12 protein-coding genes are annotated in these 25,931 nt (G+C 66.5%); 3 read left to right on the plus strand and 9 right to left on the minus strand.

What is annotated here, in order from left to right; translation table 11 throughout:
* Positions 1-268: 268 nt before the first annotated feature.
* Positions 269-1,489 carry an ROK family protein gene (locus ACUN9Y_RS20580; RefSeq protein ID WP_445462608.1) on the minus strand — a complete coding sequence of 407 codons (1,221 nt, stop codon included), beginning with the start codon at positions 1,487-1,489 and terminating at the stop codon, positions 269-271.
* Positions 1,490-1,941: 452 nt separating this feature from the next.
* Here ACUN9Y_RS20580 and ACUN9Y_RS20585 point away from each other — a divergent pair, with 452 nt between their 5' ends.
* Together ACUN9Y_RS20585 and ACUN9Y_RS20590 are read left to right on the plus strand one after the other, a co-directional pair.
* A complete protein-coding gene (locus ACUN9Y_RS20585; protein WP_445462609.1) occupies positions 1,942-2,709 on the plus strand; it encodes an SDR family NAD(P)-dependent oxidoreductase in 768 nt (255 codons plus the stop codon).
* Positions 2,710-2,853: 144 nt separating this feature from the next.
* Positions 2,854-4,275: a sugar porter family MFS transporter gene (locus ACUN9Y_RS20590; protein ID WP_445462610.1), complete on the plus strand. Its 1,422-nt coding sequence runs from the start codon at positions 2,854-2,856 to the stop codon at positions 4,273-4,275.
* A 156-nt stretch (positions 4,276-4,431) separates the two neighbouring features.
* Here the strand turns inward: ACUN9Y_RS20590 and ACUN9Y_RS20595 are convergent, their stop codons facing one another.
* Positions 4,432-4,740, minus strand: a complete 309-nt coding sequence (locus ACUN9Y_RS20595; protein ID WP_445462611.1) for an AzlD family protein — start codon at positions 4,738-4,740, stop codon at positions 4,432-4,434.
* Complete coding sequence (locus tag ACUN9Y_RS20600; RefSeq protein WP_445462612.1) at positions 4,730-5,446, minus strand: AzlC family ABC transporter permease; 717 nt, start codon at positions 5,444-5,446, stop codon at positions 4,730-4,732. Before ACUN9Y_RS20600 ends, ACUN9Y_RS20595 begins: the two co-directional genes overlap by 11 nt.
* Positions 5,447-5,559: 113 nt before the next feature.
* Here ACUN9Y_RS20600 and ACUN9Y_RS20605 point away from each other — a divergent pair, with 113 nt between their 5' ends.
* Positions 5,560-6,465 carry a LysR family transcriptional regulator gene (locus tag ACUN9Y_RS20605; protein ID WP_445462613.1) on the plus strand — a complete coding sequence of 302 codons (906 nt, stop codon included), beginning with the start codon at positions 5,560-5,562 and terminating at the stop codon, positions 6,463-6,465.
* 388 nt (positions 6,466-6,853) lie between these two features.
* Here the strand turns inward: ACUN9Y_RS20605 and ACUN9Y_RS20610 are convergent, their stop codons facing one another.
* The 6 genes from ACUN9Y_RS20610 to ACUN9Y_RS20635 form a co-directional block, all read right to left on the minus strand.
* Positions 6,854-7,618: a FadR/GntR family transcriptional regulator gene (locus tag ACUN9Y_RS20610; protein ID WP_445462614.1), complete on the minus strand. Its 765-nt coding sequence runs from the start codon at positions 7,616-7,618 to the stop codon at positions 6,854-6,856.
* Between the two features lie 170 nt (positions 7,619-7,788).
* Complete coding sequence (locus ACUN9Y_RS20615; protein WP_445462615.1) at positions 7,789-9,960, minus strand: HlyD family efflux transporter periplasmic adaptor subunit; 2,172 nt, start codon at positions 9,958-9,960, stop codon at positions 7,789-7,791.
* 5 nt (positions 9,961-9,965) lie between these two features.
* Entirely contained in the window at positions 9,966-11,405 is a 1,440-nt protein-coding gene (locus ACUN9Y_RS20620) for an efflux RND transporter periplasmic adaptor subunit (protein WP_445462616.1), read from the minus strand.
* Between the two features lie 43 nt (positions 11,406-11,448).
* Positions 11,449-12,414 carry an efflux RND transporter periplasmic adaptor subunit gene (locus ACUN9Y_RS20625; protein WP_445462617.1) on the minus strand — a complete coding sequence of 322 codons (966 nt, stop codon included), beginning with the start codon at positions 12,412-12,414 and terminating at the stop codon, positions 11,449-11,451.
* Between the two features lie 55 nt (positions 12,415-12,469).
* Positions 12,470-14,182: a TolC family protein gene (locus ACUN9Y_RS20630; RefSeq protein ID WP_445462618.1), complete on the minus strand. Its 1,713-nt coding sequence runs from the start codon at positions 14,180-14,182 to the stop codon at positions 12,470-12,472.
* Between the two features lie 38 nt (positions 14,183-14,220).
* Positions 14,221-24,951 carry a VCBS domain-containing protein gene (locus ACUN9Y_RS20635; protein WP_445462619.1) on the minus strand — a complete coding sequence of 3,577 codons (10,731 nt, stop codon included), beginning with the start codon at positions 24,949-24,951 and terminating at the stop codon, positions 14,221-14,223.
* Positions 24,952-25,931: the final 980 nt, after the last annotated feature.

Raw genomic sequence — 25,931 nt, forward strand, 5'->3', positions numbered from 1 at the left:
CCAGCGAACCCGCTGGGACTGCCTTCTCGCCCGCCAGGCGCTCACACTGCTGGTCTCGGGGGCTGTCTGCCAGAAAGAGCCTGTTACCGACGGCCTGCCAGAAAGAGCCTGTCACCGACGGCCTGCCAGGAAGAGCCTGTTACCGACGGCCGGCCCGAAAGAGCCTGTTACCGACGGCCTGCCAGGATGAGCCTGTTACCGACGGCCGGCCAGGAAGAACCGGTTTGCGACCCGATGGAAGCCGTGGACGCGCCTCGGCGATGCGCTCTCACAGGCGGTCGTGGGCCGCTGTCACGGGGAGCTCCGACAGCACCCAGGACAGCACCTCGGCGGCGGCCCCGCGCGCCGCGACCAGTCGGCTGTCGTCGAGGATGCGTGGCACGATGCGCGAGGCCTCCGGCAGTAGCCGATTCTGCTGCTCCTCGAACAGCGCAAGCGCCGGTTCCAGCAGCGCCGGCCCGAGGCGAGTCAGCGAGCCGCCGATGACGATCTCCGCGGGATTGAGGGTGTGGTGCAGGTTGAGCAGCATCATGCCGAGGGCGTCGCCGGCGTGTTTCAGGGTGACGGCCACTCGATCCTGATCCGGGTGGTCGGTGACGGCCTGTTCCAGCGTCAGGTGCTCGTCGATGCCGAGGGCGGCGCGAATCGACCAACCGCTGACCAGGGTCTCGGCGCACCCGCGATTGCCGCAATGGCAGTACAACCCCCCCGGCTGGAGCACGGTGTGGCCGACTTCGCCGGCGAGGCCGTGAACGCCGCGAATGACCCGCAGCGGCGTGCCGTTCTCGACCAGACCGCTGCCGATGCCGGAGCCCGCGCTGACATAGAGCAGCGACCCCGGCGCGGGCCCGGGCTCGGCGCGAAAGTAAAGCTCGCCGAAGGCCGCTGCCTTGGCCTCGTTGTCCATCAACCAGTGACCGCCGAGGCGTGGCAGGCGGCTGCGCAGCATATCGAGCAGGGCCACATCGCGCCAGCCGAGGGTCGGCGCCAGGCTTAGGCGGCGCCGGCCGGGCGAGGTGGGCCCGGGAACCGCCAGGCCCAGCCCCAGCAGCTCGCGACCTTGCATCACGGGTGCCATGAGCATCTCCTCCAGCAGGCTCGCCAGCCTGTCGATGGTTGCCTCCGGTGTGGTCGGGGCCAACGCTTCGTGACGCTCGGTGAGTCGCTCTCCGCCGAGGGTGCAGGCCATGGCGTGCAGGCCGTGTACGCCAATCTCGACGCCGATCAGCGCATGGCGTGCCTCGTTGAGAAACAACGCCCGGCCAGGACGGCCGCCACCGCGGCGTACCGGTTCGCCTTCCTTCAGCCAGCCATCGTCCAGCAGCGCCTGGACCCCGGCCCCCACCGTCACCTTGGTCAAGCTGGCTTGCTGGGCGATCTCGGCGCGGGTGAGTCCGGGGGTCCGGCGCAGGGTCTCGAGCACCGCATTACGATTGAGCTGCTTTAAAAAGCCGAGGTCACCGGCGGGTTGGCGAGGCACTGACGTCATGATCGCGTGGGCTTCCTGGCAGGCGGGCGGTGGCGTTGGACGACGCTAGTCTATCAAGAACCCCGTGCCGGGGTCTGCGCCATGACACATGGGGGTTATTAGTTAAAATACTATATTAATGGCGGCGGAGTGCCCTCCTGTTGGAGCGGGCGACTGGCGACGAGAGATGGCATGTTGTTCTGGCATTTTTGCGGCACTCTTCCGGCGTATCTCGACGTTATTGCACCGGATTAAAGGGTTTCAGGGACAGTCGATAGGGCGAAGAGAATAGACCTAAGTGCAATGGCGGGTGAATGGCGTATCGTCAATACTCGATAATTAGTAAAGATAACTAACTAAAACGATCGACCAATCGCGTACCGACCCGGGCATCGGAGCCGCTCCCATGGCGTCATCGCCGTAACCGCTCCGGTCCGTCGAACCGAGTCAATGTCACCAGGAGACAAGCGTCCATGCATCCATCCGCGTCACCTCCCGTCGCCCTCTACCCGGGGCTTGCCGACAAACGCGTGGTGATCACCGGCGGTGGCTCCGGCATCGGCGAGGGGCTGGTCACCGCCTTCGCTGAGCAGGGCGCCGAGGTGCACTTTCTCGATATCTGTGATGAGCCGTCCGAGGCGCTGGCGGCTCGGTTGACGGAGCACAGTGCTGCCCGCGTGTGTTTTCACCACTGCGACCTGACCGATGTCGAGGCGCTCAAGGCGGTCCTCGACGTCATCGGTGACGTCGATGTGCTGGTCAACAATGCGGCCAACGACGATCGTCATAGCCTGGCCGACATCACGCCGGACTACTTCGACGAGCGCATCGCGGTCAACCTGCGCCACCTGGTCTTCGCCAGCCAGGCGGTGGCGCCGGGCATGGCGCGCCGAGAAGGTGGCGCGATCATCAACATGGGGTCGATCAGTTGGCACCTGGGGCAGGCTGGCCTTGCGCTCTACGAGACCTCCAAGGCCGGCATCGAGGGCCTGACCCGTGGGCTCGCCCGGGAGCTCGGCGCAGACGCGATCCGCGTCAACTGCGTGGTGCCGGGTAACGTCAAGACGCCGCGCCAGTCGCGCTGGTACTCCGAGGCCGACGAGGCCCAGATCATCGCCGAACAGAAGCTGAAGGTGCGCATCCACCCTCGGCACATCGCCGCCATGGTGGTGTTCCTGGCGTCTGACGCCGCTGCTGCCTGCACCGCACACAACTATTGGGTCGATGCAGGCTGGCTGTAGGACTGGCTGTAAGTCTGGCAATACCGGGCGCGGTACGGCGGCGTGGCGTAGCCCGTTGATAAACGCGCTGATGCAAGCACCGATGAATGCAAGTGGCACTACAACCCTGTCTATCAACCTCACCAATAACAACGGGGATCTACCATGCATGCCGACACGTCTCACCGCCTGGCGCAGCTCAAGCGCCAGCGTTACATCTTTGCCATCTGCTGTATCGCCGCCATCGGCGGCTTTCTGTTCGGTTTCGATAGCGGGGTCATCAACGGTACCGTCGATGGGCTACAGGCGTCGTTTCAGTCCGATAGCGTGGGGACCGGCTTCAACGTCGCCTCGATGCTGCTGGGGTGCGCGGTCGGGGCCTTCTTCGCCGGCCGCCTGGCCGACCGTTTCGGCCGTCGTTCGCTACTGATCGTCTCGGCGTTGTTCTTTCTCATCAGCGCCTGGGGCTCTGGTGTTTCCGGCGGCTCTCTCGAGTTCGTGATCTACCGGGTGATGGGGGGAATCGCGGTGGGTGCCGCCAGCGTGATGACCCCAGCCTATATCAGCGAGGTGGCACCGGCGGAAAACCGTGGTCGGCTAGCGACCATCCAGCAGGTAGCGATCATCTCGGGGCTATTCATTGCCTTTTTGAGCAACTATGCCCTGGCCAAGCTGGCCGGCTCCTCGACGGCGACGCTGTGGTTCGGCTTCGATGCGTGGCGCTGGATGTTCTGGATCGAAATGTTCCCGGCCACGGTGTTCTTTCTGGCGCTGCTGGGAATTCCCGAAAGCCCGCGTTTTCTCATCAGCTGCGGTAACCAGCAGAAGGCCGAGCGCGTGCTCGCGACCCTGATGGGGGAGGAAGAAGGGCGCGCCAAGGCGGACGCCATTCGCCTTTCCCTGGCGAAGGATCACGCCCCGAGCCTGCGCGACTTGATCAATTCCACCACCGGGCGTGTGCATCGGATCGTCTGGGTCGGCATTGGCCTGGCGGTATTCCAGCAGCTGGTGGGTATCAACGTGGTGTTCTACTACGGCGCCGTGCTGTGGCAGGCGGTCGGGTTCTCGGAAGGCGATGCGTTGTTGATCAACGTCATCAGCGGGGCGGTATCCATCGGCGCCTGCCTGATCGCCATCTCGCTGGTCGATCGCATCGGCCGCAAGCCGCTGTTGTGGGCGGGCTCCGTCGGCATGGCCTTGACCCTGTGCATCGTCGCTTACGCGTTCTCGACCGCCGTGCGGGTCGACGGCCAGCTGTCGCTGTCCGACGATATGGGGATCATCGCGCTGCTCGCTGCGAATGCCTACGTGCTGTTCTTCAATGTCTCCTGGGGACCGGTGATGTGGGTCATGCTGGGCGAGATGTTCCCCAATCAGGTGCGCGGCTCCGGGCTTGCGATAGCGGGGTTGTTCCAGTGGCTGGCGAACTTCGTCATTACCATGTCGTTCCCGATCATGCTGGCCGGCATTGGCCTGGCGGGGGCCTATGGTGTCTATGCGTTCTTCGCCGCCTGCTCGGTGGTGTTCGTGATGAAGGCCGTCAAGGAAACCCGCGGGCGTGAGCTCGAAGAAATGGCTTACGAGTGACGCTTGAAGCGATCTCTCGTGGCTTTTTCCCTCACCCTCATCCTCAGCGCAAGATCACGGGCCTGGCGCTGTGTGCACGCCCCCATCGGTATCGATGGGGGCTTTCTGTCGACGCAGGCGAGGCATCGTGTCGGTGAACAAGGCTGCTGCGACTCGCTATAGTTGCCGGAACAGGGCCGCCGCGACTATTCCTGCGGCGATGGCCGGTAACGGCTTTTTCAGCGTCAGCATGATGATAGCTGTCGTCAGTAGCGCGAGTCGTGCGCCGTTGTCACCGCTCACGGCCATGGGGGCCAGCAGGGCCACCAGGACCGAGCCCGACATCGCGTGGATAAATTGCTGAACGCGATCGCCGATCGGCACGAAGGACATCACGTAGGTGCCTCCCCAGCGGGTCGCCAATGTCACGATCGCCATGGCCATCACGATCGCGAGAGGGCCCGCCCCCGTTGTGTCAACGCTCATGGTCTCGTGCCCTCCAATCGGTTCCGGCGATGGCGCCTGCCAGTGCCCCTACGACGACGTGGCTGTTCTCCGGGAGATACCGGTACGCCAGCAACGACGCGGCGGCGGCGGTCGTCCAGATGAGCAGCAGGAGCCAGTTGCGTTCGCCACCGATGACCATGGCCAGCAAGAAGCATCCCATCACCATATCCAGTCCCAGGGTTTCGGGGTCGCCAAGCCGATTGCCGAAGTAGGTGCCGACCCAGGTGCCGAAGCCCCAGAACGACCACAGCGCGAGGCCGCCGCCGAGCAGGAGTCCGAAGCCTGGCTGGCCGCGCCGGAACGCCTGCATGGACATGGCCCAGTTGGCATCGGAGGCCACCAGCATCACGCCATAGCGTTCTCCCGGCGCGAGCTGACGTAGCCAGGGATACAGGCTGGCCCCCATCAGCAGGTGGCGTGCGTTGATCGCGAATACCGTCACCAACAAGGTGGCAAGCGGTACCTGCGCTCCCCACAGATCCAGAACGGCAAACTGGGCGGCACCGGCGAAGACCAGCGTGCTCATCACCAGAACGGTCGAGTCGTCCAGGCCCGCCTGTGTGGCGGCCAGGCCGAAAGCCGCGCCGAAGGCGGTGACGAAGAACGAAATCGGTGTCAGTTGCTTGAAGCCGTGCCACACCAGTGGACGATCGAGACGATGCAACTGTGCTGCGGCATGGGCCATGGGCCATTCTCCTGCTCAACCTGTCGTCGGGCACTATGCCCTGGCCAGGCGGTATAGGAAAACGCATAATTCAAGTGAAAGGTATTCGTTAACCGGATAGTGGATGACGCTCGATGACGAACCCCGATCTTCAGGTGGATTGGCTCAAGTGCTTCGTGGCGGTGGTGGATGCGGGGTCCCTGTCGGCGGCCGCCCCGCAGGTTCACCGCTCTCAGTCGGCGGTGAGCATGCAGCTGAAAAAACTGGAGTCGGCGCTGGACTGCCAGCTTCTCATCCGCGGCCCACGCCAGCACCAGCTCACCGCCGAAGGACAAACGCTGTTGGGCTACGCCCGGCGAATGCTTGACCTGCACGGCGAGACCCTGGCCGCGTTCCACGGCGAAGAGCTGACCGGTCGCATTCGCCTCGGCGTTCCCGATGACTATGCCGCCAAGTACCTGACTCCGGTGCTGAAACGGTTTGCACCGCATCATGGCGCGGTGGAAATCGAACTCAACTGTCAGCAATCGACCGCGTTGATTCCCCGGGTCAGGTGCGGCGATCTGGACCTGGCGCTGGTGTCACGGGATAGCGCCCGGCATGGCACCTTGCTGTTCTACGAGCCCATGGTCTGGGTCGGGGCTCCCCAGTTCCAGGTGTGGCGGCGCGATCCTCTACCCATCGCCGTGTACGAGAGCACGAGCCTCGCCAAGCGCAGCGCCATTACCTCATTGGCCTTGCAGGGGCGTCGCTATCGAGTGGTGTACAACAGTTCGAGCCTGGCAGGGCAGATTGCCGCCGTGGAGAGTGGCCTTGCCGTCGCGGTGTTGACCCAGTGCAGCGCTCCCTCCCATCTCGACATTCTTGGCAGCGAGCAGGGCCTGGGCCCGCTTGAACCGATGGAAGTGGCGGTGTATCGCAGTGAAGCATCGCGACGCTCGGTGGCTGTCGATCGCCTGTACGACCTGATGGTCAGAACGCTCAGGACGGCGGCCGCGGCGCAGGACTCGCCGGCGCCTGGCCGGCGGCGCTCACGGTAGTACAGGTGGCCGCATGAGCGGCTGCATGGGGGGCATGGGGGGCTTGCGTGGGGCGCTGCGTGGAGAAATACCTGGGCGTGGACCAAGTGATGTACCTGACGGCGCCGCATCTCCGTCGGGGCAGAATCTTGCGGACAGGGCTTTGTAGACAGGGCTTTGCGGACAGGGCTTTGCGGACAGGGCTTTGCGGACAGGGCTTTGTGGACAGGGCCTTGCGAACCGGGCTTTGCGGGCGGCGTTACCTAATGACAGACATTGGCCACGACATACTTCGGTAGCGAGACGCCAAGCAGGCGAGCGGGGACCGTCGGTTCCCCGCTGACGTTGCATTCTTTGCTTCTTTGCTTTCTTTGGTTGGTGGGCCCCAGGCGCGCGGGTGTCGACGGCCTCAGGCCGTCGGGGGTAGCTCGAAAGCGCTGCCGAGAATCGCATCGCCCGGCTGCAGGCCCAGGGCGTCGGCGGTGCCGGCGAGGACCGCCTGGGCGGCGCGGAAGGCCTGTTGCGGCTGGCGCGCGCGGATCGCCTCCATCAGTTCGCGGTGGCGCTCCAGGCTCGCCTCCGGGTCGGTGGCGCTTTCGTTGGACATCTCTATCAGCAGGTAGATCGAGGGCCGCAGGATATGCGAGAGCTGGGACCAGACGATATTGCGCGTGGCCTTGAAGATCGCCACGTGAAAGGCGATGTCGTAATCGCTGTGCAGGCGTTTGGCACAGCCGTCGACGGCGTTCATCTCACGGGCCATGCCGTCGAACGCCTCCTCGATGGCGACCAGGTCACGGGCGGTGGCGCGCCGCGCGGCGGTCATCGCCACGTAGGGCTCGACGTCCAGGCGAAAGGCCAGAATCTCGCGCTGGATCTCGGGGTTAGGGGCGGCGAAGCGAGTCATCCAGTCGGTGACCTGAGGATCGAGAATGTTCCATTCCTCGAAGGCCCGGACCTTGGAGCCGTGGCCGGAGATGCGCTCGATGATGCCGGTGTCGACCAGCTGGCGCAGGTCACTGCGCACGGCCGAGCGGTTGATCTGGAACTGCTCGGCGAGATCGACCTCCTTGGGCACGAAGTCGCCGGGATGATAGCGGCCGGAGAAGATGGCTTCGGCGAGGTGTTCGCTGATGCTGGGGCGCGATCTGGTGCCACGAGGGGGCGACTGCACTGGCTGACTCCACTGGAAAACTGCGCTGATGCTAGCGAATGTTGAACATTGCCACAATCCCGTCACGACCTTTGCCGAGGTCATCGCGTGACCGGGAGCAACAGCGCGGCGCAGGGGGGCGCCCTGATGCGTCGCCGGCCCTTCGCCGACGGCGGGGCGGGCCAGTGCGCTCAAAAGCCGCTTTCGCGGATGGCGATAGCGGCGACCCAGGTGGTGAATTGCCCGGCCAGGCTGCGGCGCTCGGCCTCGACATGCAGCCGGCCGCGAGCCTGGCGGCCTTGCTCCCAGGGCGGGTCAAGACGGGCGCGGACGGCAAACAGCGGGCGTTCGAGTACCAGGCTCGATGACCCACGTAAGGCGGCGCTGTCACTCACGGTCACCAGGGGCCCGCCGTGGCGCTCGGCCAGCATCGGCTGCTCCAGCAGCCGGGTGCGGGTCGGCGCGATGTCGATCAACTCGCCATCCAGGGGCGTGCTGCGACCCTCGACGAAGAAGCGCACGCGGTTGCCGACTCTGAGTCGATGCACCTCGTCCTGATCGACGTAGCCGTCGACGATCCAGTGTTCGGGATCGATCAGCACGCCAAGCGGCTCCTGTGGGCCAACCCACTGGCCCGCCGCCAGTTCGCCGTCGATGTTCTGCCAGCGTCCGGCGAAGGGCGCCGCAAGGGTGAGGCGGGTGATCTCGCTCTGGGCCGCCTCGACGGAGCGCCGGCCCAGGCCCAGGCGGGCCCGGGTGGCGCTGTCGAGGCGGCGCCCGTCGGGGTTGCCGAGCAGCCCGGTGAGCTGGGCGTCCATGTTGGCGACGCTCGCCTGGCGAGCGTCGAGGTCGAGGCGAATGCCCGGGTCACTCAGGCTCGCGAGTGCGGCGCCGGCCTCGACATCGCCGTTGGCGTGGCGCTGTTCGAGGCGCGCCGGGAAGGGCGTATAGAGCGTCACCTCGCGCTCGGCGTGCACGCTGCCGGGCCCGCCGACGCGGGTCTGCCAAGGCAGTGCCACCAGTGCCAACAGGACCAGCCCCACGAGCAGCCAGGCGAGGCGGAAACGCCTCGGCACCGCGCGGCGGCGGGACCACCAGTGCGAGACTTCTCTGGCCACCGGCAGGACGATGAACCAGGCGATCTCCACGGCAAACAACACGATGCCCAGGGCCTTGAAGAACAGTAGATAGACGGCCACGGCGATGCCCAGAAACAGCACCAGACGATAGACCCAGGTGGCGAAGGCAAAGGCGACCAGGGCTCGGCGGCGCGACCGGGAGAAGGGCTCTGGCCAGGGTTCGTCGAGGCCGAGCAGGCGTCGACGCAGCCAGATGCGGGCCTGGCCGCCGGCGCGCTCGTGCAGGTTGGGAAAGTCGAGCAGATCGGTGAGGATGAAGTAGCCGTCAAAGCGCATGAAGGGGCTGGCGTTGAGCGCCAGCGACAGTACCCAGCTGGTGGTCGCGAGGTACAGCAGGGCGCTGTTGAGCGGGCCCTGAGAGGTCAGCGCCCAGCCCAGGGTGGCGAGACCGGCCAGGGCGAGCTCGGTGAGGATACCCGCGGATGAGATCGCCAGGCGCTGGCGTGAGTGCCGAAGCTTCCAGCTTTCTCCGGTGTCGGTGTAGAGCATCGGCCACAGCACGATGAAGGCGACGCCCATATGGGCCACCTTGACGCCGAGCCGTGTGGCCACCAGGGCATGGCCGAGCTCGTGCAGCGACTTGGCCACCACCAGGGCGCAGGCGAAGCTCAGGATCCCGGACATCGAAAAGGCTTCTACCACGGAATGGGTGAACAGGTCCCAGCGCTTGACCACGAGCACGATGCCGGTGAGGCCGAGGGCCACGATCAGCCAGGCGACCAGGGGCGTGAACAGCCAGCCAAGGGCGCTTGCCATGGCCGCCAGGGGGCGCTGGGGACGGATCAGTGGCACCCGAAAGAACAGATAGTGGTGCAGCCACCAGCCGGGACTCTGCCACGGACGCCGATTCTCCTGCTGGGCCGCCAGGCGCTCGGTGGCCTGGGGCGTCGGGCGGATCAGGTGGTGGCGCTCGAGGAAGTCGGCGAGGGCCAGGATCTGATCGACGCTCGGGGACAAGGCGGTCTGGGCGGCGATCTGCTGGGCGATGGACCCTGGGCTCTGGCCCCAGCGCAGCAGGGCCTCGAACTCGAGCCAGCCGATGCGGTAGAAGCGATTGGTGACCGGATCCTGGATCGTCCAGGCCGGCTCGCCGTCGCCACGCAGGCGGGCCGGTTCCAGGCGCAGGTCGTCGCGCAGGGGCGCCAGCGGCTCGTGGGCGCGTGGATCGTTCGCCGAGTCGTCGCCGGCCGGGTGAGCCTCGAGGGTGAGGTCGTGGGTCGCCATGGGCGTCACCAGCCGGTAAAGGCGCGTAGCGCCGATAGCGGCCGACGCAGCAGGTAATAGCCCAGGCTGACCTCGTCACCGTAGAGCTTGGCGGTACCGTGCAACCCGAGCCGCGCGTGCTCGGGGCTGCCATCGACGCTGGCGAGCAGGCGATAGGCTGCGATGCCGTTGTCGTCCGGGCGAGCCTGGTAGCTGGTTTGCTCGATGATGCCGTCGATGGGCGTCAGCGGATAGGCGCTGAGAAACAGCGTGACCTCGGCGCCGGGGTCCAGGGCAATGGCATCGGCCACCGCCAGCTGGATCTCCATCGCCGGACGGCTGGGGTCGGCCAGGCGCAGAATGCGCTCGCCGGTGGCCACCGGGCGCCCCTGCCAGTCGTCCGGGTCTCGGTAGACCGCGACGCCGTCGCGGGGCGCGCGAACCAGGGTGCGCTCGAGTTCGGCCTGGACGGCGCCTAGCTCTGCGCGCTGCTGGTCGCGTTGGCCCTGCAGGCGGGTCATCTCGGTCAGGCTGGTGGCGTCGTCGAAGGCGAGGCTGCCGGCGGCGTCGAGCTCCGCCTCGGCCACCGCCAACTGTTGGCGCAACACCGCCGCACGGCCCTCCAGGCTGGTGGTGTCGAGCCGAAACAGCGGCGCGCCGGCGGCCACCGGCTGGTGCGGGCGCACCAGCATCTCGGCGATGACGCCGTCCAAGGGGCTGGTGATGAGCATGGCGTCCCGGGAGACGATCTGGGCCGGGGCCAGGGCCGACTGACGCACCGGAATCAATAGCGCCAGGGCCGCGAGGACCAGTGCGATCCAGACGAGCTTCCGGCCGGGAAGCCGGTGACGTTGGCGCCGCGGGCTGAGCGCTTGCCAGCAGTAGGACCAGGTCCGTGCCAGCCCCGGCATCTGCTCGCGCAGTGCCGGTGGCGGCGGGCTATCGAGCAGAAACACCACGATCGCCAGGCGCTTGTTCTCACGGTCATGCAGCGGCACACACCAGGCGCCATCGGGCCACCACTCGGCCCAGCCATCGGCGATCTCGTCGATGCTGTGTGCGCCGCCAGGCGGCGTTGGTTCGGGACTCGGCGGGGGCTGTGGTGGCGACGGGGATGACGATGACGGCGATGGGCTCGAGGGCGGCTGCCCGACCAGATGCTCGCGGGACAGGTAGCGGGCGCTGTCATCGCCAAGCTCGTTGTCGAGCCAACGACCGGCGCGAGTCAACCAGTTCAGGTACGGCGAGTCTTCCTTGGGGGTGGCCAGCCCCGAGACGCAGCGGACGTCGATGCGAGTGCCCCGGGGCACCAGCACGAGGGCCTGGCGGAACCGCAGCAAGGCGTAGGGGTCGTTGGCGATGGAGAAGGCGAGCGCCGTGGGCGTCTGGGCGCCGAGCGCTCGATCACGCAGCGCCGTGACAAGCGCCGTCAGCGATGCCGGATTGGGGTGTTCACTGGCGCTCATTGCATCCTCATGACCACGGGCGGCAGACCTTGGGTCGATGGCGTCACGGCGACGCCTCTGCGGCCTCTGTCTCGGTGTCTGTCACTGCCCCTGTTTCCGACCCTGTTGCCGACCCTGTTGCCGCGCCCGATGCCGGGATCAGGATGGCAGTGCCGGTCATGCCGGGGCTGAGCTCGTCATGGGCGGCCTCTAGCCGGGCTTCGAGTTCGACGGTCTGCGCCACCGCATCGACCCGGGCATTGATGGCGCTCAGGGTGGCGGCGTAGCGCTGGCCGGTTTCGTTGACGCTGACCTCCAGCGCCTGGCCGACGGCGAGGCTGGGCAGCAGTCGAGAGGGCGCGTTGAGGCGCACCTTGAGCACGCCATCGCCGACCAGATCGACCAGCGGTGTCCCGGCGGCCAGGGTCTGGAAGGGCTTGACGTGGACCCGGGCGATGCGTCCGGCAAAGGGCGCGCTGACAGCGCAGCGATCACGCTGTGCCGCCGCGAGGTTCAACGCACTCTGGGCCTTCTCGACCTCGGCTCGAGCCAGGGCCACTTCCAGATCGCCCACCGCATCCAGGCGCCGCAGGTTCTGCTTGGCTTCGTTGTTGAGCCGAGCCATCGACAGTTCGGTGTTGGCTACATTGATCCGGGCCTGCTCGATACGGCAGTCCAGGCGGGCCAGCAGATCCCCTTCGGCGACGCTATCGCCAAGGCTGACGGGGAGCTCTTCCAGCGTGCCCTCCATGCGGCTCGACAGGGTCGTGTCCTGGCTCGGGGCGAGCAGCACGCGAAAGCGCGTGGCGTCTGAGGCCGCCGCGGGGCCGGGCGGCGTGGTCGCGAGGCCGGGCGACGTTGTCGCTGCGCTCTGCAGGCCGGGCAAGGCATCCGCACCGTTGGTCGCCGTGGCCGACTGGGCGTTTGATGCCGGCGCGTGGCTGGATGCCACCAAGAGCAACGTCAGCGCCGTCGCCACCAAGGGTGTCCGTCGCGCCTGCCCGTGGCGGTCACCGGAGGGGCGCGCCAACGGCCTGTCGTCTGCACGAGCCGCACGGGGGGGGCAGGGATGGGCATCCGCTCGCTTACAGGACCCGCGCATTGCCGCCTCCCGGGCCCGAGACTGCTGCGCTGGTGACGGGCGGCGTCTGACTGGCTGGCGGCGCCTGACTGGCTGGCGGCGTCTGACTGGCTGGCGGCGCCTGACTGGCTGGCGGCGTCTGACTGGCTGGCGGCGCCTGGGTCGGCGTCAGCGTCGGTGTCTGCGAGGGCTCGGACGGCGGCGGTGGATCGATGCTTGGCGCGATAATGCCCTGGGACTCGTGGGTGGTCATGATGCGCTCGATCTCGCCGGACAGGGTCGCCAGGTCATGTTCGGCGATGACCTCCGGCAACACGTCGAGCCCCACCGAGTTGAACAACCGACCCCAGGCCGCCTGGGCGCGGGAGTAGGCGGCCTCGCGTTGGTACTGGGACAGCAGGTAACGGCTCTCGGCGCGGATCACTTCGAGCTCCGAGCCGATGGACGAGCGGCTGGCGGCCTTGGCATAGGCGAGCAGGTCCTCGTCGACCGTCAGGCTCTCATCGGAATACTGAAGCTCCTCCCGGGCCAGGTGGTAGCGCAGGGCACCGACGCGGACCTGGGTCAACACCGCCATCGATAGCGCGGTGCGCCGCAGGTCATCGGCATCGCCCTGGGTGTCCTGGGCCTGGTTCAGGTCCGGGTACTGCAGCAGGCGCAACAGGTTCAACGACACGTTGACCCCCGACTGGGTCCAGTCGTTGTTGTACAGGTAATCGTTGGAGTCATACTCGAGACCGGCGCTGACCGTGACGTTCGGCCACAGGCGCAGCTTGGCCGCCTCCAGGTCGGTCTGGTTGACGCGCTTGCGGTACCACTCTTCGCGGATCTCGGGGCGGTGCAGCAAGGCCAGCTGCTCCAGGCGCTCGACATCCGTGACGTCCGGCGGCAAACGCGGCTCCGGCTCGTCGGCCAGGATCAGGCGGGTGCCCGGGGGCAGTGACATCAGCGCCGCGAGTTCGGTCTTGGCCAGCTCCAGGTCCTGGCGGCGGGTGGTCAGCAGCGTGGTCGAGTCGAGCAGGGCGCGTTGATAGGCCAACACCTCCTGGCGCGGCAGCAATCCCTGGCGCTGGGCCTGGCGGGCGGCGTCCAGTGCCACCTCGGTGCGGGCCAGCAGGATATTGAGTTGCGGAATCAGGCGCTGGGCGGCGAGTGCGCGCCAGTAGGCGTTGCGCACGTCGCGCAGCACGTTCTGGGCGACCTTGCGCCGGCGCTCCTCGGCCATCAGCATCTGATCGGCCTTCTGTTGATTTTCGTAGTAGGCCAGGCCGAAATCGAGCAGGCTCCAGCTCAACCCGAGCCCGGCGGTGCTGCGATATCGCTCCTCGGACGTCGAGGCGCGCAGGCTCTCCTGGCCGTCCTCGATGCCGATCGAGGTGCCGCCGGAATCGTTGCTGCGATCGCTGTAGCCGGCTTCTGCCACCAGCTGGGGCAGCAGCTCATGGCGGGACACGTCGCGCAGGTCCGAGGCCAGGGCGCTTTCCATCAGCTTGAGGCGATAGTCGAGGTTGTACTTCAGCGCCCGGGCGGCGGCGTCGTAGAAGGTGATCGGCTGGCCGAGGGGCTCCTGATAGCGATACATCTGGGCCTGGTCGCTGATCGCCCGCTGGCGGATCTCGGCCTCGGAATACGGCTGTGGTTCGAGGCTGGAACAGGCACTGAGCGTCATGCCGGCGGCGATGGCGCCGGCCAGTGCAGACAGACGATATCGCGACATGCGAGGTCCTTTTTCGGCATGAGTCGGGGAGGGCGAAATCATGACAGATCATCCTTGGCAAAGGGGGAGCGCGAATCCAGCGGTCGGGCGGCGCCTAGGTCGAACTCTAGGGCCAATGGCAGGCTGCCTGCGGCGCCCCTGAGCTGCTGGCGGAAGCTCGGGGCGGCCGGTGCGGCCTCCTTGGCATAGGCTGCGGTGTTCGGGGCGTGGACGGCCTGGCTCTCGCCGACCCTCTCGCCGATCCACTCAGCCCCCGCTGGCAACTGCGGTCGCGTGTCCCCTCCAGGTGCTGGCGCGGCCGCACCGTCATTCGCCTCGGTGGGGCGCCCAGGGTCGGCGCTAGGGTCGGCGCCAGGGGTGGAGTCAGGGGTGGAGTCAGGATCGGCAAACTGACCGCCGGTCAGGCCCTCACGGGTCGGTGCAAAGAGCGAAGGGTCCGAGAGCAGTCCGTCGGCGGAGAGCGACGTCCGGCCATGGCGGCCGAGCAGCAAGATCTGGTCCTGCTCGGCGAAGGCGCGACTCAGCGCCACGCCGCGTTCCACGAACCGACCGTCGACCTCGCCGAGCCATTCACCAAGAGACGGGCTTTGAATCTCCGGCCCGCTGACCATCCAGCCCGGGGCGGTGCCATTGATGCGTTGATAGCCAAGTGCCACACGGCTGGTGCTCTCGACCTGGGGCGTTACGTAGACCACCGGGTCGATATCGGGCAACGACAATTCGTCACTGTCAGGGCCGACGAGTCCGCCGACGTGCGGGCCTGCGCCGTCGCGGATGGGAATGTAGGGGGCGGCGATATCGAGGGTGATGGTCAGCGTGGCCTCGGTGGTGGCGCCGCTGCGGTCGCTGATGCGATAGACGAATACGTCGTTCAGAACCGGGCCGAGGCCCGACGCCGCCAGCACCTCGGTGTTGGTAAGGTCGATGGCGTAGGTGTAGCTGCCGTCGGCGCCCAGCACCAGGGTGCCGTAGCGCCCGCTCAGGGCGTCGCCCGCCAGGCTGACGCTCCCACCCTGTTGCAAACGCGTGTCGACGACGCTCAGGGCGTCGCCACCATCCACGTCGCCGTCGTTGGGCAACACATTGCCCCGGGTCTGGGGCGAGGGCGTCTGGTCACTGGCTAATCCCGAGTCGTCACGGGCCGTCGGGGTGTCATTGGCGCCCTGGACGACGATGGTCAGGCGCGCCGTGGCGGTGTCGCCGGCGCGGTCGCGCATGACATAGCTAAAGCGCTCGGTCAGGGTCTGACCCGAGGTGCGCAGGGCCTGCACGGTGGGGTCGTCGTTGTCGACATCGTAGCGATAGTCGCCGTTGGCGAGCAGGGTCAGGGTGCCGTAGCGACCCTTGAGCGCTTGCCCGGCGACGGCCGAACTGGCCCCCTGGGAGACGCTGACCACGGTGTTGGTTTCGCCGTTGGCGACGCTGTCCACGTCGCTGTCGTTGGTCAGCACGTTGCCATCGGGATCGACGCCGGGGGTGGCGTTGTCGACCCCGCCGGCCTCGACGGCGACGCTGCTGTCATCGCGGGCCACGGGGGTGTCATTGCGCCCGTCTATGGTGATGGTCAGCTCAGCGCTGGCGGTGGCGCTCCAGCGGTCGTCAATGGTGTAAGTGAAGGTCTCGCTCATGGTCTGGCCACTCCGGCGCAGCGCCTGGACCGACGCAAGACTATCGTCAACGACGTAGGTGTAACTGCCGTCGGCGTTGAGCGTCAGAGCGCCGTATTGTCCGATCAGCGGGTTACCGAGGGGGCTGCTGTCGCCGGAACCGCCCATGCCACCGGTACGAACCTCGATGACAGCGAGGTTCGGGTCGAGCAGCCCGCCGGGGTTGATGCCGGCATCCGGATCGGTGTCGTTGGCCAGGACATTGCCGCTGGCCGGCGAGCCCGGGGTAGCGTTGTTGGTGCCGCCGGCCTCGATGGCGTCGCCGGCATCGGCGCCGGCTATCGGGGCATCGTTGCGACCGCGAACGTAGACCTTGAGTTCGGCGTTATCGGTCAGGCCACCGAGATCCCTGGCGCTGTAGGTAAAGACGTCGGTGACGAAGGAGATCGGGCCGAGTGCGGCGACGGCTGCGTCGTCGACCACATAGGTGTAGCTGCCATCTGGCATGACGGTGAGGGTGCCGTAGAGGCCATCGAGACTGATGCCGTCCCCGGTCATGCTGTCGGCGACAGGGCCGGCGGCCTCGAGGCCGGTCCTGACGCCGGCGACCGTTAGCTGGTCGCTGTTGTCTACGTCGCTGTCGTTGTCGAGTAGATTGCCGCTGGGGTCCACCCCCGGCGTCGGGTTGACCGGGGTGTCGGCGACCGCCAGGGCCAGGTCATTGGTGGTAAGCGGGGCGTCCCAGGCGCCGCGGACGGTAACGTTGAGCTCGGCAATGTCGCGGGCACCGGTGCTGTCAGCCATTCGATATGTGAAGACGTCGCTCAGGGACTGGCCCGGGTTTAATGCCTGCACCCTGGCGTTAGTGTTGTCGACGACGTAGCTATAGCTGCCGTCGGCGGCGATGGTGAGCGTGCCGAATTGGCCGGTTAGCGCCTGACTCCCGGACACTGTGGTGAAGGCGCCCCCTGCAGCCTCGGAACCTACGCGGATACCCGAGACGGAGTGGGCATCACCGGCGTCGACATCGGTGTCATTGGTTAGCACGTTGCCGCTAGGGTCGATCCCAGGGGTTGCGTTGTCGGTGCCACCGGCTTCGGTGGCATCGCTGGTATCGTTGATGGCGATGGGGGTGTCGTTGCGGCCTTCGATGGTGATGGTCAGCGTCGCTTCGGCGCTTGCACCGAGCGGGTCGGTGAGGGTATAGGTGAAGAACTCATCGAGCGTATCGCCTGTCGTGCGCAGGGCCTGGACATCCGCGTTGTCGTTGTCGACGACATAGGTATAGCGGCCATCGGCGTCAAGCGTCAGGGTGCCATAGGCGGCGGTGAGCCCGTGGCCCAAGGTCCCGTTGGTGGCACCGTAGCGCAGCGCCGTCACGCTGAGGGTCTGGCCGTCGATGTCGCTGTCGTTGTTTAGCACGTTGCCGCTGGGATCGAGGCCGGGGCTGGCATTGGCCGTCCCGCCCGCCTCGATGGCGGTGGCCGAATCGTCCACGCCGTTGGGTGGATCATTGACGCCGACCACAGTGACGACGAGCTCGGCCAGGTCGACATTGCCGGCGGTGTCGGTCACCTGATAGGTGAAGGTCTCGGTCAGGGTGGCGCCCGCTGCCAGGGCCTGGACGTCGGCGTTGTCGCCGTCGACCGCGTAGGTATAGTCGCCATCGGCGCTTACCGTCAGGCGGCCGTATTGGCCGTTGACGCCGGCGCCGGCGCTTCCAAGGCTGGTCAGTGTGCCGCCGGCGCTCTCGTTGCCGGTTCGGATACCGGTGATGCTCAATTCACTCGCAGGCCGATCGACGCTGTCGACGTCGGCGTCGACGCCATCGCCGTCATCATCGCCGATCAGATTGCCGCTGCCGTCCACCGCTGGCGTGGCGCCGTCGGTGGAGGGCGCCTGGGCGCTGGTGCTGTTGTCGGTGGCGACCGGGTTGTCCTGGTTGCCTGCAATGGTGATGACGAGATTGGCCACGCCGTCGAGATCACCCGCGTCGGTGACGCGGTAGCTGAAGGTCTCTTCCAGGGTATCGCTGGGGCCGGAGAGCCGCTGGACCTCGACATTGTCGTTATCCACCACGTAGCGATAGCTGCCATCGGCATTGATGGTCAGGGTGCCGTAGGTGCCGACGATGTCGGTTTCTGTCGCGACATCGGTATAGTCGCCGAGTTCGTCCTTGTCGCCACTGCGAGCACCGCTGACCGCCTTGGTTTCGCCGTTGGCGACGCTGTCCACGTCGGTGTCGTTGTCGAGCACGTTGCCGGTGGCATCCTGGCCGCCGGTGGCATTGGCAACCCCGCCGGCCTCCACCGCCGTGGCGCTGTCGTCGACGCCGACCGGGGTATCGTTGGCGCCTTCGATGGTGATGGTGATGGTGGAGCCGGTGGACAGGCCTTCGGCGTCAGCAAGGGTGTAGTCGAACGTTTCCGTGAGGGTCTGGCTCGACAGCCTCAGGGCCTGGACCTCGGTGTTGTCGTTGTCTACCACGTAGCGGGCGAAGCCGTCGGCGCGAATCACCAGTGTGCCGTAGTTGCCGTCGATGGACAGATCGCCGGTTCCGTCATCGGCGGCGGGGACGCTCTGTTGGGTGCCGCCGGCGATGCCCGCGCTGATGACGGTCAGGGTGTCGCCCTCATTGGCGAGATCCACATCGATGTCGTTGGCGAGCACGAAACCATTGGGATCGCGGCCGACCTGGTTATTGTCGCTCCCGCCGGCTTCTATCGCGATGGCGGTGTCGGGGTTGGCGATGGGGGCATCGTTGACCGGCTCGATGGTTAGGGTCAGGGTGTCGACGTCCGACAGGGCGTCCTGGTCCGCCTGACCGGGAATGCCGTCGCCGAGGGCCAGGTCCGGGTTGTCACCGAAGTTGCCCGCGTCGTTGGTGGTCATCGTCAGGGTGTCGCTGCCATTGAGGTTGGCATTGCCCTGGTAGCGCAGGGTGGCTAACGCGGCATTAATATCGGCCACGCTGCCCGCGAGGGTGACCGTCGCGCTGTCGTTGCCGGTGATCGTGGCGTCGCCGGCACTGGCGATGCTGAGCATGCCCCGGGTGACCTCCAAGATAACCTCCAGGGAATTGGCGCCGCTGGTGCCGGGCGTTAGCGCATCGGGGTCGGAGATCGACAGCCCCGATATGGCAAAGGACTCGTCTTCCTCGCCGGTCGCACTCGCCGGCAAGTCGTTGACCGGGGTGTCGTTGAGCTCGACGTAGCCGATGCTGGCGGTGCTGGTGGCGCTATCGGCTAGGTCGATGTCGATCGTGGACAGCGAACCGTCGCCGTAGGTGTCGCCATCGCTGTCGTAGCGGGCACGCACATCGCCGGCGGTGGTGGCGCTGAAGGTTTCCGCCGCGTCGATGCGATATAGGCCCGTCGGCAGCACACCGAAACGATACTGGCCCTGGGCATTGGTGGTGGTGGGATCGAATGTCTTGTCATCGCTGTTGCCGAAGATCCCGTCGGCGCCGGCCCAGGTCAGGGTGACGGTGCGATTGGCAAAGCCGGCTTCGCCGGCGTCCTGGACGCCATTGGCATCGGCGGTATCGTTCCACAGGGTACCTTCGACGATGCCGAGCCCCGCCCCCGCGGTCAGGATATAGTCGTTGGCATCGCTGCCATCCGCGGTGCCAATGCGCTCGCCGTCGGTGGCGCCGTCGGCGCCAACGTCGGTGCCACGGTACGTATCGAAAGTGCCGTCGTCGGGCAGGCTCGACCAGGTCAGGGTGGCCAGCGCATTCGCCGCTGCGATGGGGGCATCGTTGGGCACCTCGACGCTGTAGCTCAGGCTGATCTTGGCGCCGGGAGCGAGCGTCTCGAAGGTGACGCGGATGTTGTTGGCGTCCGAGGCATCGACCACCCCGGGCGGCAGGCTACCGGCGTTGTACGTGGTGCCATCGATGGTGACGCCGATCAGCGCATAGCCGCTCCCGTCGGGGAAACTATCGGTCAGCTCGACCTCATAGGCTGGCATGCCTCCGTTGTGGGTAAAGCCGACCTCCACCGTAGCGCTACCGTTGGCGTTGCCTGGCGCTGGATCGACATCGGTCACCGTTTTATCAAGTCCGGTAAAGGAAGGTTCGACGATGCGCTCGATAACGCGCTCGCTGGTAAAGCTCTGCCCGCCGCGGGTCTCGGTCACGGTCATTCCAAGTTCTTTGCCCGCCTGGTTGCCCGCCGGATCGCCTGCGCTATTGTCGACGCGAACGTTGAACTCCAGTGAAATGCCCTCGCGGTCATCGTCGGTGTCGGCGTTGGTGAGATCGCCAAGGTCGATGGTCAGGGTGCGGCCATCGGCAGAGATGGTGTAGCGCGAGGTGGCGAGGACCCCGGTTGGGCTGCCGGCCGTACTAGCGCCGATATCGCCGGCTTCGGCGGACTGACCGTTGCCGGTGACGATATCGGCCCCGGTGGTCTCATCGCTGGTCAGGCCGCCACCGTTGGCGATAAAGGCTATGAGAATGTTGTTGGCGACCTCCGGCGGGATGGTCAGGCCCTCGTCGACCTGAATGGTCAGGGTGTAGCCGCTATTCGTGCCTTCAGGAATCAGCGCCACCACGCGGTAGCGAATGATCTCGCCGATGGCCACGTTTTCCGATGCACCGCTGGTCGGGTTCGCCGCGGCGGTATCGGCAAGGCCCCCCAGCCGCGAGACCTGCAGCGTCTGGGCCACGGGAATCAACAAGGTATCGGTGCTCTGGTAGTCGTTGAGCACGCCGCTACCGAGCTCCCCGTCGACGCCGGTGCGCTCCACGCCTGGACTCTCGGAGGTCTCGTTTAGGCTGGTCCACTGGACGCTGGCCTCGGTGGCGAGGTTGGCCTGGTCGGCGGCGGTGGCGCCCACCGTGGCCGAGACGATGATGACGATCTGGTCTCCGGCGGCGAGATCGATATTGGCGTCGTCCTTGCTTACCAGGCGATAGCCGTCGGTGGCGTTGCCGACGATCTCGAAGGGGTTGTTTGCATCGCTGGCGTTGTAGGTCGTGCCGTCGATGGCCACCGAGACGAGGAAGGGGGCGTCCAATTGGGCGGAGATGGCGCTATCGAAGCTCAGATCGAAGGCGTCGATGCCGCCTGCGGCATTGTCGAGCGACAGTTGGTACTCGATCGCATCGCCTTCATCGACGCCCAGGCCGGGGTCCGAGGGCGTCGTCAACGTCTGCTCGATGGTGACGGTGGGCTCGACCAGGGTGGTGCGTGGGGCGGCGCCATCGAGGGCGACGCTGCGATCCACCGCGGTGGTGCCATTGACCTCGTCGCCGTCGATGTCGGAATAGCCGAGCGCGGCGCTGTTGTCGTGGGTGACCCCCTGCTGGTTGGCCAGGGTGTCGGTGGCGATCAGGCGTAGACGAATGACGAAGCTGTTGTTGCCCTCCGCGTTGTCGGCTGCGGCGCTTGAGGCGGTGAAGGTGAAGCGGCCATCGGCGCCATCGTCGCCGAGGGTCCCGCCGACGCCGGTGAGTGAGCCGAAGGTAAGGCTCCCGGCAAAGTTCGCACTCAGGGCGCCGCTGCCGCTGGTCAGCGTGATCAACTCATAGCCGATGTCGCTGTTGAAGCTCGTATCCAGGGCCATGCCCGGGGGAATCAAGTCGTCGACCGTCAGGCTCTGGGTGCTGCCTTCGGGCAGGGTGACCACGATGTCATAGAGCATCGATTCGCCGACCACGAGGTTAGCGCCGTCGGTGTGGAGCTCGCTCGAGTCGTCGTCGCTGAGGCTGCCGTTGGCGAAGGTCTTGGTGATGGTCGGTGCCGCCACCTGCTGGGTGGCGTCGTCACCTTGATCCGTCGGGGTGAAGTCGGCACCGCCGTTGATGCTGGCGTAGTTCTCGAGCGTAGCGGTGGTGCCCAGGGTGCGGCTGGCGGCCACCGCGGAGGCGACAATGACGTCGTAGGTGATGACGAGGATATTGCTGCCGGCGGCGTCGCTGGCGCTACCGTCGCGGCCGGCCAGCAGTGTGGCCAGGCCGCCCGCGTCCAGCAGGGTGATGGTGGTGCCGCTGACGCTGTAGTCGGTGTCCTCGACAAGGACGCTGCCATCGCCCAGGGTCAGGGTCAGGTTGGCGCTGGCAAGGTTGCCGCCGATAAACGTCAGGTCGGTGGGCAGTTCGATGGAGGTCGTCACGTCGAAGGCACCGCCGCCGCCGGTGTTCTCGAGCAGGGTGGCCAGGCGCAGGGTGTCGCCGGCGTCGATGTCGGTGACGTCACCGTCCACCGCCGCAGGATCGGTGACGCTGCCGTCGAAGGGCGCGCCCGAGGTGCCGGGGGGGCTCCAGGTGCCCGTGGTGCCGGTGACGGTGCCGCCGGTCGAGGCCACCACCCCGTGGGTGATCGACACCACCGGCTCTGCCACCGACTGCACCTTGACCACGTCCTGGGAAATCAGCTCGGTCTTGTCCAGGGTGGTGGTCTGATGGGACTCGGCCAGCACGTTCAGCGAGCGGCCGTCGGCGAAGGGCTGATCGCCCACCGTCATGGTGAAGCTCACCGCGATGCTGCTCGCCGCATCGGCGGTCAAATCGTCGAAGGTGAAGACGATGGAGTTGCCTGGGCCGCTCTCCACGCCGGTAATGGTGCCGGCCCAGGTGTTGTCCGCGGCGAAGGCCCAGGTACCGCTGCCACTGCCCTCACTCCAGGCGATGCCCGAGGCGTCGAGAAGCGGCAGCGGCAAGTAGGCAATTAACTGGAAGTTCTCGTGGTCGCCGGTGACCAGGTCATAGCGCAGGGTGAAGGTAACGTCATCGCCGGGGGCAAGCTCGGTGACGCCACCTTCGATAGCGATATCCACGTCGCTGATCGGGACCGTCAATTCGGTATTCGAGTCGTCCGCTTCGCTCTCGCCGGTCAGGTTGTTCTCGTCGATGACCAGGGTGGCATCGACCAGGGCGTCATTGCCGAAGGCATCCCCTTCGTTGACCGCGGGGTGATCGGTAACGCCGGTGTAGGCATCACCTACCGTGGCGGTATAAGCGATGACCGCCCGAGTGGCCCCGCCGTCGATGGTCTCATCGAAGGCGGCGTCTCCGGCCAGCCAGTTCTCGTCGCCGTAGAAATCCTCCAGCGATTGGGCGATATCGAAGACCGTGGTGGTGGTGCCATCGGCGTTGGTCGTGGTGGTGGACACCAGGGGGATGATCGTCGCCGTGGCGCCGTTGTAGACAGTCAGGGTCGGTGTGCCATCGAGGGTCTGGCCATTGCCCAAGGTGTCGGTGACCAGGAACTGGCCCTCGAGCTGGCGGTCCTTGCCGAAGGCAAAGTAGTCCGACAGGGCGATCTCGAGCTCATAGCTCAGCGTGTCCCCCGGGGTTACCCCGCTCGTGCCGGCATCGACGCTGATGGTGGCGGTCTTCTGCAGGGTGATGGACTTGGCGATAAAACTGAGGGCGTCGCCGCTGCCGCTGAAGTTCACGGTCCCGTCGGCGCTATCCGGGTCGCGATCTCGGGGGTCCAGTGGCACCCAGTCGCCGCTGCCGGTGGGTGGGTCGAAGGTGATCTCTTTATCGTTGCCAGTGTCCGGGTCGAGGATGGCGTCGCCCGAGGCATCGGTCTCGGGTACGTAGAAGCTCACCGTGCTGGAGGCCGGGCCGCTGAGTGAGGCGTACTCGACGCTGTACTCGGTGATGAAGATGTCGTCACGATTGATCAGTAGCTGGATCAGGCCGGGCTGGGTGACGGTGGCGCCGCTGGCCAGGGTGATCGAGGTTAGTTCGCCGCCGGCGCCGGGGTCGATGGCGGTGACCTGGACGTTGTCGGGAATAGGCTGGGTGATTACCACATTGGTCAGCGCCTGGACGTCCGTACCGGCGCCGGCTGGGCTGACGGTGGTCGTCAGCGTATGGCCATAGTTCTGGCCGCTGGCGGTCTCGCCTTCGGCCATGTCCAGGCTCTGCTCGACCTTGATCACCGTCGGCATGACGGTGTAGTTGACCAGGCTGGCGCCGAGCAGGCTCGGGTCGTCCTGGGGATTGTCGAGTGCGTCGTTGCCGAACTCGAAGCCGCCCTGGGCCTTGATCACCAGTTCCGGCGATGAGCTGGTCTGGGCGGTGTCGGCGAAGCTCGACAGGCGGGCATTGACGACGACATCCAGGGTCGGCTGGTCGCTGGTGAGGCTGGCGAAGGGCAGCAGTACCACGACCAGGGAGTCTCCGGCCCGCAGGCCGTAGTCCGAGGCCACAAGGACCAAGGCATTGCCGTTGGCGTCCTTGGCGACCGGGTGCACGGCTTCGCCGCCAGGATCAAAGGTGACAAGGATGGTCTCAAGCGACTCCCCCAGATAGGTCGCCGAGTCGACCGTGATGCCGTCGTCGCCGTCCTTGCCGGTGGTCGGCACGTATAGGTTGATGAAGGGGGCATAGCCGGTCTGGGACGAGGCGTTATCCAGCGACACGGTGAAGCTGAAGGATTCACCCAAGGGTACGCTGTCGCCGGGCGATGCGAGTGATACCTCGGCGTCGGCGTCGGCGAGCACACCGCTCACGGCACTCAGCGCCACGGCGTCGAGGGCGCCTTGCCGATCCAAATCGCCGTGGAACGTTTCCAGCTCCCAGTCACCGCCGAGTGCCACAGCGCCGGTGTCGTCGTTGGACGCGCCGACGTCGGCACCGGTGGCCGCGGCCAGGGCATCGACCAGGCCTTGGCCGGCATCGCCGGCGCCGATGCGGCAGCCGTACAGCAGCAGGTCGGCATCGGCGGCAAGCGCATCACGCCACTGGCCCAGTTGCCCATCGAGGCTAGCAAGGGTGTCGGCGGCCACGCGCTGGTCGCCGAGTTGAAACTGGCCGCCGGCGCCGTGACTGAAGATCTCGATGCTCTCGACGCCGTCCATGCCGGCAAGGGCGGCGGTGATGGCCTCGATGCCGTTGTCGGTGCTTCCGACCTCGATCAGCTCGGCGTCGACTGCCAGGCCCGCGACGATGGCGTTGCGCTGCTCGGGGTCGAGTCGCGCGTCGATGACGACCAGGTGGCGTTTGGCCTGCTGGTCCGCTTCGCCGCCCTCGCGCTCGCCGGGCGTTGCCCCCTGGTGCGGTGCGTCCTGGTCGGTCGTAGGTGCCCCCCCGTCCTGGCCGCCATCATCGGATTGCTGGTCCACCGCAGTGGCGGCGGCGCCATCGAAAAGCAGGCGCGGTTCGAGCGCCAGCAGCTGGGGGCGGGGCTGAGTTCCTTTCATGGCGAATCCGTTGTGGTTGTGTGCTCGGGGAAAAAACTCCAGGTACCCACGGTAAGTACTCGATATTGCATAGTATTAAAAGCGTAGACGGTGTGCCGATTTTTTCACGCGGAAGGTACTAGCTATCGACAACGCTGGCGCAAACGCGGCGTCACCACGGTCGGCCACCGGTGGTCGAGACGGCGTAGAGCCCGCCGTCTGGCGGTCGTGGTGACCGACTCGCGAGGCGTGCTGGCGTCGCCTTGGGTAGGTGATGGCGCCTCGCTGCCAGGGGCACGGCCAAGGCCAACGGCAACCACCCACGAGTGGCAGCGCTCCGGCACTCGTCAGGCGTGGGGATGGCGGCAGCAGCAGGACCCTTAAACGCGAGTGGGGTTGATGCTAGCCGCATGCCTTATGCTAGGCCGGAAACGGGGGCGGCTCCATACTCAACTGGGTGCTGGAGTCAGCCCAGACGGGGTAGTTCTTGGCTTATCTGGTCGGGGCTGGGCTTGTTGTGGATAGGACAGGACCGGACAGAACTGATCGGTGGCGGGCCGCTACCCGTCGGCTGCGCTTGGCACGGCTGGGACAGCACCGCCAGGGCAAGCACCGCCAGGGCAAGCACCGCCCAGGCAGGTTTTGCTAAAACAGGCATGTCTCGCTCAAGCACTCAGGGCTTGTTCAGGCAGGCAAAGTTCGATCAAGAAAGCGCCGCCCAGAAAGGAGGGTTCTAGTCAGGAATGCGCGGTGCAGGAACGAAAGCGCCGCTCAAGCAGGAAAGGTTTGCTCAAGAACGAAAGCTTCGCTCAAGAACGAAAGCACCGCTCAGGAATTAAGGAAGGCCTGGGCGTGAAATATCACCGACAGCAAGATCGGGAGAACAAGCGCCAGGGGCGGCACCGATCGGTGCCGGGGTGCGATGCCACCCCAGCGGCGCGACGCGACGCGGCGACGCTGACGTGGAGGCGCTGACGTGGAGGCGCTGGTGGCTCGCAGCG

Source organism: Halomonas sp. V046, assembly GCF_052645355.1.

Bases quoted from the DNA above. Each gene is read 5' to 3' on its own strand.
- ACUN9Y_RS20580 (WP_445462608.1), bottom strand. From the start codon at position 1,489: ATGACGTCAGTGCCTCGCCAACCCGCCGGTGACCTCGGCTTTTTAAAG.
- ACUN9Y_RS20585 (WP_445462609.1), top strand. From the start codon at position 1,942: ATGCATCCATCCGCGTCACCTCCCGTCGCCCTCTACCCGGGGCTTGCC.
- ACUN9Y_RS20590 (WP_445462610.1), top strand. From the start codon at position 2,854: ATGCATGCCGACACGTCTCACCGCCTGGCGCAGCTCAAGCGCCAGCGT.
- ACUN9Y_RS20595 (WP_445462611.1), bottom strand. From the start codon at position 4,740: ATGAGCGTTGACACAACGGGGGCGGGCCCTCTCGCGATCGTGATGGCC.
- ACUN9Y_RS20600 (WP_445462612.1), bottom strand. From the start codon at position 5,446: ATGGCCCATGCCGCAGCACAGTTGCATCGTCTCGATCGTCCACTGGTG.
- ACUN9Y_RS20605 (WP_445462613.1), top strand. From the start codon at position 5,560: ATGACGAACCCCGATCTTCAGGTGGATTGGCTCAAGTGCTTCGTGGCG.
- ACUN9Y_RS20615 (WP_445462615.1), bottom strand. From the start codon at position 9,960: ATGGCGACCCACGACCTCACCCTCGAGGCTCACCCGGCCGGCGACGAC.
- ACUN9Y_RS20620 (WP_445462616.1), bottom strand. From the start codon at position 11,405: ATGAGCGCCAGTGAACACCCCAATCCGGCATCGCTGACGGCGCTTGTC.
- ACUN9Y_RS20630 (WP_445462618.1), bottom strand. From the start codon at position 14,182: ATGTCGCGATATCGTCTGTCTGCACTGGCCGGCGCCATCGCCGCCGGC.
- ACUN9Y_RS20635 (WP_445462619.1), bottom strand. From the start codon at position 24,951: ATGAAAGGAACTCAGCCCCGCCCCCAGCTGCTGGCGCTCGAACCGCGC.